15 protein-coding genes are annotated in these 11,370 nt (G+C 67.1%); 6 read left to right on the top strand and 9 right to left on the bottom strand.

Features of this window, described 5'->3' with window-relative positions:
* Window positions 1–263: 263 nt before the first annotated feature.
* Both AAG801_RS35690 and AAG801_RS35685 read left to right on the top strand, forming a co-directional pair.
* Window positions 264–977, top strand: a complete 714-nt coding sequence (locus AAG801_RS35690; RefSeq protein ID WP_101492568.1) for an XRE family transcriptional regulator — start codon at window positions 264–266, stop codon at window positions 975–977.
* A gap of 33 nt (window positions 978–1,010) precedes the next feature.
* A complete protein-coding gene (locus tag AAG801_RS35685; RefSeq protein ID WP_341892672.1) occupies window positions 1,011–1,361 on the top strand; it encodes a DUF2200 domain-containing protein in 351 nt (116 codons plus the stop codon).
* A 7-nt stretch (window positions 1,362–1,368) separates the two neighbouring features.
* On the opposite strand, the gene AAG801_RS35680 is transcribed toward AAG801_RS35685, so the two are convergent.
* From AAG801_RS35680 to AAG801_RS35645, 8 genes are all read right to left on the bottom strand, one after another.
* On the bottom strand, window positions 1,369–2,184 hold the full coding sequence (locus AAG801_RS35680) for a methyltransferase domain-containing protein (protein ID WP_341892671.1): 816 nt from the start codon (window positions 2,182–2,184) through the stop codon (window positions 1,369–1,371).
* A 235-nt stretch (window positions 2,185–2,419) separates the two neighbouring features.
* Window positions 2,420–2,785, bottom strand: coding sequence for a DUF2845 domain-containing protein (locus AAG801_RS35675; RefSeq protein ID WP_341892670.1), 366 nt, complete (start codon window positions 2,783–2,785; stop codon window positions 2,420–2,422).
* A gap of 37 nt (window positions 2,786–2,822) precedes the next feature.
* A complete protein-coding gene (locus tag AAG801_RS35670; RefSeq protein ID WP_341892669.1) occupies window positions 2,823–3,122 on the bottom strand; it encodes a hypothetical protein in 300 nt (99 codons plus the stop codon).
* A 155-nt stretch (window positions 3,123–3,277) separates the two neighbouring features.
* Window positions 3,278–3,736 carry a chromate resistance protein ChrB domain-containing protein gene (locus tag AAG801_RS35665; protein WP_341892668.1) on the bottom strand — a complete coding sequence of 153 codons (459 nt, stop codon included), beginning with the start codon at window positions 3,734–3,736 and terminating at the stop codon, window positions 3,278–3,280.
* On the bottom strand, window positions 3,733–4,659 hold the full coding sequence (locus AAG801_RS35660; protein WP_341892667.1) for a Fe-Mn family superoxide dismutase: 927 nt from the start codon (window positions 4,657–4,659) through the stop codon (window positions 3,733–3,735). Before AAG801_RS35660 ends, AAG801_RS35665 begins: the two co-directional genes overlap by 4 nt.
* Window positions 4,660–4,669: 10 nt before the next feature.
* The gene (gene chrA, locus AAG801_RS35655; RefSeq protein WP_341892666.1) at window positions 4,670–6,043 is read right to left on the bottom strand and encodes a chromate efflux transporter; all 1,374 of its coding nucleotides are present in this window, start codon (window positions 6,041–6,043) and stop codon (window positions 4,670–4,672) included.
* Between the two features lie 195 nt (window positions 6,044–6,238).
* Window positions 6,239–6,592, bottom strand: coding sequence for a surface-adhesin E family protein (locus tag AAG801_RS35650; protein WP_341892665.1), 354 nt, complete (start codon window positions 6,590–6,592; stop codon window positions 6,239–6,241).
* 158 nt (window positions 6,593–6,750) lie between these two features.
* Window positions 6,751–7,515, bottom strand: coding sequence for a helix-turn-helix transcriptional regulator (locus AAG801_RS35645; protein WP_341892673.1), 765 nt, complete (start codon window positions 7,513–7,515; stop codon window positions 6,751–6,753).
* Window positions 7,516–7,530: 15 nt separating this feature from the next.
* Between AAG801_RS35645 and AAG801_RS35640 the strand changes: the two genes are divergently transcribed.
* The gene (locus AAG801_RS35640) at window positions 7,531–8,439 is read left to right on the top strand and encodes a sulfite exporter TauE/SafE family protein (protein WP_341892664.1); all 909 of its coding nucleotides are present in this window, start codon (window positions 7,531–7,533) and stop codon (window positions 8,437–8,439) included.
* Window positions 8,440–8,457: 18 nt separating this feature from the next.
* On the opposite strand, the gene AAG801_RS35635 is transcribed toward AAG801_RS35640, so the two are convergent.
* On the bottom strand, window positions 8,458–9,096 hold the full coding sequence (locus AAG801_RS35635) for a class I SAM-dependent methyltransferase (protein WP_341892663.1): 639 nt from the start codon (window positions 9,094–9,096) through the stop codon (window positions 8,458–8,460).
* A gap of 140 nt (window positions 9,097–9,236) precedes the next feature.
* Here AAG801_RS35635 and AAG801_RS35630 point away from each other — a divergent pair, with 140 nt between their 5' ends.
* From AAG801_RS35630 to AAG801_RS35620, 3 genes are all read left to right on the top strand, one after another.
* Window positions 9,237–10,508, top strand: coding sequence for a M20/M25/M40 family metallo-hydrolase (locus AAG801_RS35630; RefSeq protein WP_341892662.1), 1,272 nt, complete (start codon window positions 9,237–9,239; stop codon window positions 10,506–10,508).
* A gap of 112 nt (window positions 10,509–10,620) precedes the next feature.
* Window positions 10,621–10,992, top strand: a complete 372-nt coding sequence (locus AAG801_RS35625; RefSeq protein WP_341892661.1) for a hypothetical protein — start codon at window positions 10,621–10,623, stop codon at window positions 10,990–10,992.
* Window positions 10,993–11,007: 15 nt separating this feature from the next.
* Window positions 11,008–11,370, top strand: a 363-nt coding sequence (locus AAG801_RS35620; RefSeq protein WP_341892660.1) for a hypothetical protein, incomplete at its 3' end; no start/stop codon positions are given.

Here is an 11,370-nt window from a genome sequence, read left to right as displayed (position 1 = left end):
TGCCGCCGCCGATCACGAGGTAGTCGGCCACGACAGGGGTGGTTGTGTTTGTTGTCATCGCCGAAAAGTGTAGGTAGAAATTTGCGGATACGCAAATTGATTTGCGTCGACCAAGGGGAAACCATGGGTGCACCAGCAAGGTGAAATTTGCGTACACGCAATTTGCGCATACGCAAAACGCGTGCCGGCCAAGATCGCACCGTGCGTGGCCGGCCGGGCGCGGGGCTGGCAGAATCACCCGGCACACCTAGAGAAAGCCAAGCGTGACTCCACACACAGGGAACCGGGCCGGGGCGAAGCCGAAGGAAGAGCCGCCCACGCTGGACCGCACCACTTTCGGCCATCGCCTGCGCACCGCGCGCAAGCGTTTCGGCTGGACGCTGGCGCAACTGGCCGAGCGCTCCGGCGTGTCGATCACCACCATCTCGCGCGCCGAGCGCGGCCAGCTTGCGCTCGGCTACGAGAACTTCACCGCACTGGGCCGCGCACTCGAGATGGACATGAACGCCATGTTCGCGGGCGCCGGCGTCAAGCCCGAACAGTTCGACGGCCCGGTCGTCACGCGCGCGGGCAAGGGCGTGGTCTACAAGGGGCTGGCGATCGCCTACGAGTTCCTGGGCACCACCGCCGCCGGCAAGCAGATGAGCCCCATCGTCGGCACCGTGCATGCGCGCCGCATCAACGGCCCCGAAGACTTCGTGCGGCACACCGGCGAAGAATTTGCGTACGTGCTGTCAGGCGAGATCGATGTGCATTTCGACAACGGCGAAGTGGTGCGCCTGGCGCGCGGCGACTCGCTGTACTTCGACAGCCGCCTCGGACACGCCTACGTGAGCGTGAGCCGCCAGCTCGCGAAGATCGTGGGCATGACCTCGGGGGAGAGCGGGCACATGAAGTCGGCGCGCGAGGCGCCGGCGTTGAAGCCGGCGCGCAAGACCGTGGCCGCGAAGAAAACCGTGGGTGGTCGCAAGGGCTGAGCGCCCGCGGCCAAGCATGAAGGAGCAATGACGATGCCCGAGCACAAGATTTTCGCGATGCCGTTCGCCAAGGTGTACCCGATGTACGTCCAGAAGGCGGAACGCAAGAATCGCACGAAGGCAGAGGTCGATCAGGTCATCTGCTGGCTCACCGGCTACGACGCGGCGGGGTTGCAGCAGCAGATCGAACAGCAGAACGATTTCAGGACCTTCTTCGCGCAGGCCCCGGCGCTGCATCCGAACCGCGCGCTGATCAAGGGCGTGGTGTGCGGTGTGCGCGTCGAAGAAGTCGAAGACCCGCTGATGCAGAAGATCCGCTACATGGACAAGCTGGTCGACGAGCTGGCCAAGGGCAAGGCGATCGAGAAGATTCTGCGGACGTAGCGCCTGTCTAACCCGTGGCCACGATCACATGCGCCTGGATTTTCCCGGCCACCGGGTCTGCGCCATGTCGACTGGTAATCGCCTCCGCCGCGCGGTCCGTCGCAAGCTGAAGCAGGCTCGCATCGCGCGCCTCGATCTCGTTGCGCAGCGGCGTTCCCTGGCAGTAGGCCATGGCCACCTCGCTGGCAGAGGGGGAGCGACTTTGTTTCTCGATCGTCTTGATCTCGATGTCGGTGAACCCCGCGCGGCTCAGGTCTTCGCGGATCAGTGCGACATCGTGGTAGCCGTGCGGTGTGCGCGCGAGGAACCGCGGCGGGTCGTCCGGAAACACGGTGGCGACGGCCTGGCTGACTTCGTTGGAGAAGGCGTTCTCTTCGATGCGGTCCCAGACGCTGAACACAAAGCGCCCGCCGGGCTTGAGCACGCGACGCGCCTCGCTGTAGCCCGCGACCCGGTCAGGGAAGAACATCGCACCGAACTGGCAGAGCACCACATCGAACGACGCGTTCTCGAACGGCAGGGCGAGCGCGTCCGCCTGCCGCCATTCGAGGCGGTTGTCGGCGGATTGCCGGGTGACGGCGTAGTCGAGCATGGCCGGGTTGAGGTCGGTGACCACGTAGCGCGCATCGGCGCCGAGCAGGGGCGCCAGCATCCGCGTGACCGCACCGCTGCCGGCCGCTGTTTCCAGCACCGCGCTGGGTGAGAACCCAGCGACCAGCGCTGCGACGTCGACGGCGTAGCCCTCGAAGATCAAAGGGACCATCAGCGTGTCGTAGAACTTCGGGATCGAGCCCGCGAACACCTTGTCGCTTTCGGCAGCCATGGGAACTCCTTGAAAGCTCTGAACAGTGCATGGCTTGACCATTCATTGCAGAGCGGGCCTGCTCCCTTGCTCCAGCGAGTCCGTGCCTGTTTGGGCATGCGTGACGGGGACGATGGGCCATGGTGGCCCTGCCAGGCATCGTCGTCAACGCCGTTTCGCGGGCGTCCTCCCCTGTAGTGGGTACCGGAGATGTTGCCGGGCGTTTCCGGCTTGCTGAGGGGCTGGCCTTGGCGCCCTAACGGCCGCGGTCGCCATCGCGCACCGATTCGATCGTGCCGTTGTAGATGCGCACGATGCCGAAGAAGGTGCCCGGTCCGCGGTCGTAGGTCCACTCTTCCATCGGCACGCACTGGTTGGCCAGCACCGCTTCGGGACCGCCCGGTCGATAGGGCGAGAGGACCCAGCCGAGCTGCACCATCGGCACGCAGACCGCCTGCCGATAGACCGGCTCGCCGCAGGTCTGGAGCAAGGTCGCGGGCGATGCGCCTTTGCCGACGAGGTAGCCGTTGCAGGCGAGGGACTGTGCCAAGGCGGAGCCGGGGAGCAGCAAGGCGGCTGCCGCGATCGACAGCCCGGTGGCCAGGCGTGCGAAACGACCCATGCCCGGCATCCTCGACCCTCTTGAGTGCTTCATGCGCTCACCGCTCGCGAACCAGTTGGGCGTACCGCCAGACACCCCAGATCGCGCCGACGGTGATGCCGATCCCCACGCTCCAGCCCGCCGGCACATCGAATGCGAGCGCCAAGAGCAGCATCAAGCCGACGCTGACCAGCGTGATGAACGCCAACGTGACGAAATCGAAGCGCGCGACCTCGAAGCTGTCTTCCGCCACGCTGCGCCTTCGGTGGCCGCGTTTGTCGCGCACGCTTCGGAACAACAGGACATCGAGAACGAAATCGAAGATGCCGACGACAAGGTCGGCCAGGATGCTCCACATCGGGACGCTCCATGTTTTGCGGTGACACCCTGGGTTGTCGCAGACCTCGCGATGGTCCGACCCGGGTGGTGCGGCGGAGCCGGGCGAAATGTTACCGTGCTTCCGACCAGAGAGGCCGTTGCCCTTCGTGGTCGCAGGTCCTCCGTCGGCCTGCTTCAACCCGGCATCTTCGGTGGCCAGTTGTGCGTCTCGTCGCGGCCCTCGTGGCACCACGCGTACAGCGCGTCGTACATCACCAGCCCGTGCTGCAGCATCGCCTGGTCGTCGGCGAACACGCGCGACAGCCCCAGCGATATCGCGTAGAGCCCTGCCGACTGCGGCGTGAGGTCGAGCCGCGAGGTGTCCGCGCCGCGCACGATGTCGGCCAGCTGGTGCAGCGCGGGCTCGGCGAGCCGGTACTTCGCGAGGAAGGCGTCGAAGCTGCAGCGCTCTCCGACGTGGCTCATCTCCACGCCGGGAATGTCGTAGGGCGTGGCACCGGTGCTTTTCGCCGTGCGCAGCACGTCGACCGGTGGCACGTAGAGAAACTCGGCCTCGTGGTCGATGAACCGCAGGATCAGCCACGGGCAGGCGATGCGGTCGATCTTCGGGCGTTCGCGGGTGATCCATTTCATGACGTCGCTCCTGGGTCGGCAGGCTTGGGGTCGAGTGGACGGCCGGCGGCCTGCCAGCCGTCGATGCCGCCGCGCAGATAGCGTGCGTCCAGGCCCGCGGCGCGCAGCCGCATGGCGGTGCTGCGCCCCACCTCGTGGCCGTAGACGCAGTAGACGACCAGCGCGTGGCCGGCCGGGAGCTCGGCCGCCCAGTGTTCGACCGCGGCCGGGTCGCGCCAGCGGGCGCCGGGGATCATCGACGCCGCCTGCGCGAACACGCCGGCACGGCGCACGTCGAGCAGCACCGATCCGGCCACGTCGTCCTGCGTTGCGCCGAAGGGCTCGCTGGCGGCGTGCACCGCCTGCTGGTAGCGCGCATACACCGGGGCCCAGTCGATGTTCTGCATGAAGGCATCGACATAGGCGCCGGCGGCGGCGCCGTGGTCCAGGTGGTAGGCGTGCTCGTACATGTCCAGCGCCAGGAGGGGCGTGCCGCCCGCCAGCGCATGGGTGTGATCAGCAGCCCACTGGTTGACCAGCGTGCCCTCGCGCGGCTGGAAGGTGAACAGCACCCAGCCCGAGCCGCCACCGAGCGCCTTGCCCATGGCTGCGAACTCTTCGCGCCATCGGTCGACGCTGCCGAAGCTGGCAGCCAGTGCAAGCGCCATGGCGGGCTCCATCGTCTGGCCGTCGCCGCCGAGCGACGCGAAGTACAGCTCGTGCAGCAGCATCGAGTTGCTGGCGATGAGCTCTTCGCGCTTGAGGCCGTTGAGCTGGAAGCCGGGCGTGGAGGCGAACGATGTCGTGGCGAGCTGAGCCCGGATGGCGTTGAGGCGCTTGACCGCACCGCCATAGTTGTTCTGGTGATGGCTGTTCAGAAGCCGCTCCGACAGGCCGCGCAGCGTGGCGGGATCGAAGGGCAAGGCTTGAGTTCGGGCGTCCATGGCGACTCCTTCAGCGCAGCTGCGGAAGCCACAAGGTGACCGCCAGCCCGATGGCCGCGCAGGCACCGAGCAGCGGCATCACACCGACCTTGAAGCGGAACAGGGCGAGCGTCGCGGCCACGGCGATCACTGCCGACACCGCATCGAAGCGGCCACCGAAGCCGTGCGGCCAGAGCACGTGGTACGCGAAGAAGAGCGCCAGGTTCAGGATCACGCCCACCACCGCTGCTGTGATCGCCGACAGCGGCGCGGTGAAGCCCAGCCTGCCGTGCGTGGCCTCGATGGCGGGCCCGCCGGCCAGGATGAAGATGAACGAGGGCAGGAAGGTGAAGAAGGTGACGACCGTCGCGGCCAGCGCCCCTGCGAGGAACAGCGAGTCGGGCCCGAGCACCTGCTGGAGCCATCCACCGACGAAGCCGACGAACGCCACGACCATGATGAGCGGGCCCGGCGTGGTCTCTCCCAGCGCCAGCCCGTCGATCATCTGCGCGCCCGAGAGCCAGTGGTATTCCTCGACGGCCCCCTGGTAGACGTAGGGCAGCACGGCATAGGCACCGCCGAAGGTCAGGAGCGCGGCTTTGGTGAAGAACCAGCCCATCTGCGTGAGCGTGCCGTGCAGACCCTGGGTCGCGACGAGCACGCCCATGGCCAGCAGCCACAGGCCCAGGCCGATGCCCAGAATCTTGAGCAGGCGCGCACGTGAAAAGCGCGCGTGCGCCGGCATGGGCGTGTCGTCGTCGATCAGCGCCGGGCCGTAGCTCTGTCGCGCACTGCCATGGCCTCCACCGAGCGCGAACACCTCGGGCGCCCATCGCGCGCCGAAGTGGCCGATGAGGCCGGCCGCCAGCACGATCGCCGGAAACGGCGTGTCGAACGCGAAGATCGCCACGAAGGCCGCGGCGGCGATGCCCCACATCCACCGGTTCTTCAACGCGCGGCTGCCGATACGGTGCGCCGCGTGCAGCACCAGTGCGGCGACTGCCGGCTTGATGCCGTAGAAGATGCCGGCCACCACGGGCACGTTGCCGAAGCGCAGGTAGACCCACGACAGTGCGATCAGGATGAACAGCGAGGGCAGCACGAACAGGGCGCCGGCCGCGATGCCGCCGCGCGTGCGGTGCATGAGCCACCCGATGTAGGTGGCGAGTTGCTGCGCCTCGGGGCCGGGCAGCAGCATGCAGAAGTTCAACGCATGCAGGAAGCGCTTCTCACTGATCCAGCGCCGCCGCTCGACCAGCTCGGTGTGCATGATCGCGATCTGCCCCGCGGGCCCGCCGAAACTGATGAAGCCGAGCTTGAGCCAGAAGCGAAGGGCTTCGGCGAAGGAGATGGGCTGAGGGGGCGCGCAAAGCGCAGGAGGTGCGTCAGGCAAGGCGGTGTCCACGGAAGGCTCCGTTGTGAGTCACCAGCGCTTGGACGGGACACCGTCTTACTTTGCAGTGCGGGAGGCTGTTTTCCCGCGAAGGGGCATCGTAGCAGTGGATATTCCTGCTGGCAACGTGGGGCCCTCAGGCCACCTCCACGCTGCTCGGAAGCACCTTTGCGATTTCAGCGGAGGCGCCGCACCCCATGCGCCAGGTCAACGTGCCAGCGCGCACACGCGCTTGAAGACGATCCCGCTCACCGTGGTCGGGCCACCCACGGCCTTCCAGTCGCTGCGCCGGGCAAGGTCGATGTCATGCACTTCCAGCGGGCCGTTGTGGCTGATCACGCGGCGCATCTTTTCGCGTCCGCCCTTGCAGTCGTAGTCGTAGAGATAGCGCGAGGTGCGGAACGGGGTCTTGCCGACGTCGGTCTGCAGCTCGTCGTAGCGGTAGAGCGTCCACGCTTCCACGGCATCGCCATGCGGCTTGATCGACGCGTGTTGCAGCAGCACCTTCTTGCGCGGGGTGCTGGCGATCTCGGTCCAGTTGTCGGCGGCTTGGGTGGGCACTGCTGTTAGCAGGGTCGCTGTCGCGCAGGCCAATGCGACGAGGTGGCATGTCCGTGCTGCGCAGTGCTTGCGCGGATGAGGCTTCATGGTTTCACTCCCTGTGAATCGGCGTGCAACGCGGCAAAGAATGCCACAGGTTCATGGCGGCTGGAAACCATTCAAGCCGCCATGAACGCCGACGGCTTCTGCCCGAGCTTCTTGCGGAACATCGTCGAGAAAGCGCCCGGGCTGTCGTAGCCCAGTTGAAGCGCCACGGTGGTCACCGGATGGCCCATCGCCAGTTGGGCCATGGCCGACAGCAGACAGGCCTGGCTTCGCCATTCAGCGAACGTCATCCCGGTCTGCAGGCGAAAGAAGCGGCTGAACGTGCGTTCGCTCTGGTGCAGTTGTTGCGCCCAGGCGAGCGGGGAGGTGCGCACATCGGGCGCGTGCAGGAACGCGATGCACAAAGCCGCCAGACGTGGATCGCTGGGCAGTGGCGCAAAGAACGGCAATGCGGCGGCGCGGCCGACCTCCTGCAGCACCAACGACATCAACACCCCATCGCGACCGCGCTCGTCGTACAGCGCCGGCACATCGATGGCCTCGATCAACAGCTGCCGCAGCAACGGCGACACCGCGAGCACTTCGCACGATGAACCGCCGCGCGGTGCAGCCATCGGTTCGATGTAGAGGCTGCGGGTGCTGACGCCCACCATCTTCACCCGGTGCGGCTTGCCGGCCGGAATCCAGACGCCGCTGTGCGGTGGAACGACCCACGCGCCATCGTCCGTGCCCACCTCCATGAGCCCGGTTGCACCGTAGAGAAACTGGGCGCGTCGATGGCTGTGCATGGCGAGCACGGTGCCCGGCGCGTAGTCGGTACCGATGGCCAGCACGGCGCGCGGTGTGAGGTCGAGGCTGTCGAGGGATTGGTTGCGCACAGCGAGATCGGAGGGTTGGCGGGAACGCAAATATTGTTGACCGAAGCTCGCAAGCGCGCCAAGCCTTCCAACTCTAGCCTCAAGGCTTCTGTGTCGATGGAGTGCCTTGTGTCGCTGTATGTGTTGTTGGTGGTGTGCGGATGTTTGACGGGCGTGACCACCGTGTTGTTCGGCTTCGGCGGTGGCTTCGTCGTGGTGCCGTTGCTCTATCAACTGCTGTCGCAGCTGAATGCCGCTGACAGCGCCGTCGGGCAGTCGGCCATGCAGATCGCGGTGGCCACGTCCACATGCGTGATGATCTTCGGCGCGCTGCTCGCCACGTGGCGCCATCAGCGTGCAGGGACGCTCGACTGGTCGCAAGTCAGGCCGCTGCTGGGCGTGATCGGTGCCGGTGCGGTGCTGGGTGCGCTGGCGGCCTCCGCGGTCCATGGGGAATGGCTGCGCTGGGCATTTGTGGCGTATCTGGCGCTGACCATCGGGGACTGCTGGCTCCGGCCCGGCTTTCTTTCGCCGACCGCGACACGCAGGACGACGCCCTCTCTCACAGCCACGGCGCTGTCGGGGTTGGTGATCGGTTGGGTCGCCGCATTCCTCGGCGTCGGCGGCAGCGTGATGACGGTGCCCCTCATGCGCCGTCGCGGCATCGAGATGAGCCGCGCGACGGCCATGGCCAACCCGCTGTCGCTACCGGTCGCACTGGCGGGCACGGCCACCTACGTGGCCCTGTCAGTCACCTCGACACCCTCGTTCGGGCCGTGGCATCTGGGGTACGTCGATGTGCGCGCGGCAGCGACGCTCGTGGTGGGCTCGTGGATCGGCATCCGCGTGGCCGCGCTGTGGATCGGGCGCATCCCGGACCGCGTCCACGCCAAGGTCTACCTGGCCTTGTTGATCGTGGTGTTCGGGGCGATGGTGGTGCGCTGAGCGCGTGGCCGGCTCAGGTCACTGTCTGCGCGCCACGATGAAAGGGCGGTTCTCGCCGCCCTTCGTCGCATGGTTCTCGGTGGCAAGCACCTCGAAACCGGCAGCCTGCAGATGCGCGCCCAGCTCCGCCGCCCGAAACACACCGGCGTGCGGCGCGAGCCCGATCGCGCGCATCGTGGGCAGCAAGGCCAGCCGCAGCAATGGGTTCATGTCGCCGAGGCACGGCGTCTTGGAGATGAACAGCCCCTGCGGTGCGAGCAGGGTGCGGATGCAGCGCAGCGTGCCGGGCAGGTCGCGGACCAGGTGGAGGTAGTTGAAGCCGATGACGACGTCGAAGGTGCCTTCGCTCAATGCCAGTGTCTCGGCAGTGGCTGCGCGGAACGCGAGGCCAGGGATCGGGGCGGCGGCGTGTTTCTCTTCGGCGATGGCGATCATGCCCTCAGCGATGTCCGTCGCCAGATAGGCGCGAGCGTGGCCCGCCAGCCGCAGTGCCGTCGTGCCGGTTCCGCAGCCCAGTTCGAGCACGCGCGCATCCCGCTTGAACAGCGCGCGGGTCCGGTCCAGCGTGCGCGCGTAGCCGGCCTCGTCCGCGATGGCGCTCTTCGCGTAGCGGCGTGACGTGCGGTCCCAGAATCTGGCGTCGTTCGCGAGGCTCATGGTCTTCGGGGGGCGGCGTGTGGGAGGGGGCGGCGCACTGTAAACCGCCGGCCGGCCACTGTCGCCGATTTGCGCCGCTTCGCCCGCCTTGTCGCTATGCTGGCGCCCGCCAATCCATCACTCCAAGAAAAGAGACTCTCATGACCCTGCGTACTTCGGCATTCTTTTCGTTGCGTTCCGTCGCCCTGGCCTGCGGCCTCGCGCTCGGCGCCGCGGCCTCCGTGCAAGCGGCTCCCGATGCGAAATTGCTTGCCGCCGCCGAGAAGGCGCAGCCCGCCGTCATCGACAACCTGAAGGAGATGGTGTCGATCGAGTCGGGCAGCCTGAACGTCGAGGGCCTGATGAAGATGGCCGACGTGATCGAAGGGCGCCTGAAGGCGGCCGGCTTCAAGACGGAGCGCCGCAAGGCCTCGGCCGGCGCGGGTGCCGACATCGTCATCGGCACGATCAAGGGCACGGGCAAGCGCAAGATCATGCTGCAGGGCCACATGGACACGGTGTACGCGCCCGGCATCCTGAACAGCCAGCCCTACAAGGTGGACGGCAACCGCATCTACGGCCCCGGCATCGCCGACGACAAGGGCGGCCTCGCGGTGATGATGGCGTCGCTGAAGATCCTGGCCGACGCGGGCTGGCGCGACTACGACACGCTCACGGTGCTCGTGAACCCCGACGAAGAAGTGGGCTCGGTGGGCTCGGGCGAACTCATCGCGACCACGGCCGATCTGCACGACACGGTGCTGTCCTTCGAGCCGACGGCTGCGAAGGCGGTGGCCAAGGGCGAGTCGCTGCTGCTCGGCGCGGCCGGCATCGCGCAGGCCACGCTCGAGGTGAAGGGCCGTGCGGCGCACGCCGGCGCCGCGCCCGAGCTGGGCCGCAACGCGCTGTACGAGCTGTCGTACCAGATGCTGCAGACCAAAGACCTCGCCAAGGACATCCCCGGCGTGACGCTGAACTGGACCGTGGCGCGCGCCACCGGCCCGATCAACCAGATCACCGAGAAGGCGCAGGCGCTGGGCGACATCCGCATCACCCAACCCGGTGCCGAGAAGAAACTCACCGAGGCGCTGCAGGCCAAGATCGCCAGCGGCAAGCTGATTCCCGACACCGAGACCACGGTGAAGGTCGAGGTGGGCCGCCCGGCGTTTGTCGCAGGCGCCAAGGGCCGCGCGCTGGCCGAGAAGGCCCAGGCGATCTACAAGGAAATCGACCGCGAACTGGCGCTGACGCCGATGACCGGCGGCGGCACCGACGCGGGCTTCGCGGGCCGCTCGGGCAAGGCCACGGTGGTCGAGAGCTTCGGCCTCGCGGGCTTCGGCTATCACGCACGCGACGAGTACATCGAAGTCGATTCGATCGTGCCGCGCCTGTACCTCGTGACGCGGCTGCTGACCGAGATCGGCAAGAACTGAGGTAGCGCGTGGTGCGCCCGCGGCGGTGGCCGCGGGTTCACTGCTGCCCCGGAGGATCGCCCGGGCGGCGGCGATGCGCGGCTGCAGCCGCTGCTGCTGCCTGAGCCTGGGCTTGCTGTTGCTGCTGCTGTTGCGCCTGCTGGCGTCGCACCTGCTCCTGTTGTTGCTGTTGCTGTTGCTGTTGCTGGCGCGCCTGGTTCTGCGCCGCCTGCTGTTGTTGCATCTGCTGGCGCTGCATCTGCTCCTGCTGCTGGCGTTGTTGGGCCTGGGCGGCTTGCTGCTGTTGCATCTGCTGCTGGCGCGCCTGTTCCTGCTGGGCCTGACGTTGTTGTTGCACGGCTTGCGCCTGTGCCTGTTGTTGCTGCTGCATCTGCTGCTGACGACGCGCCTGCTCCTGTTGTTGAGCCTGCTGGGCTTGTTGCTGCGCCTGCCGTTGCTGCTGCTGGGCGGCTTGGGCCTGCTGTTGTTCCTGCTGACGCCTTAGCTGCTCCTGCTGCGCTTGTTGCTGCTGCATCTGTTGGCGTCGGCCTTGCTCTTGTTGCTGCGCCTGCTGCTGACCACGTGCCTGCTCTTGCTGGGCCTGTTGCTGCTGCATCTGCTGCCGCCGGGCTTGTTCTTGTTGTGCGTCCTGGCGTTGCCGCTGCGCCTGTTCCTGCTGCTGCTGCTGCTGTTGGCGCTGTTGGTTCTGAGCCGCTTGCTGTTGCTGCATCTGCTGGCGACGGGCCTGGTCCTGCGGGTCCTGGCGTTGGCGCACTGCCTGTTCCTGTTGCGCTTGCTGCTGGCGCCGGGCCTGCTCCTGCTGGGCTTGCTGCTGACGCTGCTGGTCCTGAGCCGCTTGCTGTTGCTGCATCTGCTGTCGACG

It is taken from the genome of Variovorax sp. YR752 (assembly GCF_943372545.1).
This window is presented reverse-complemented; position numbering and strand designations above follow the sequence as displayed.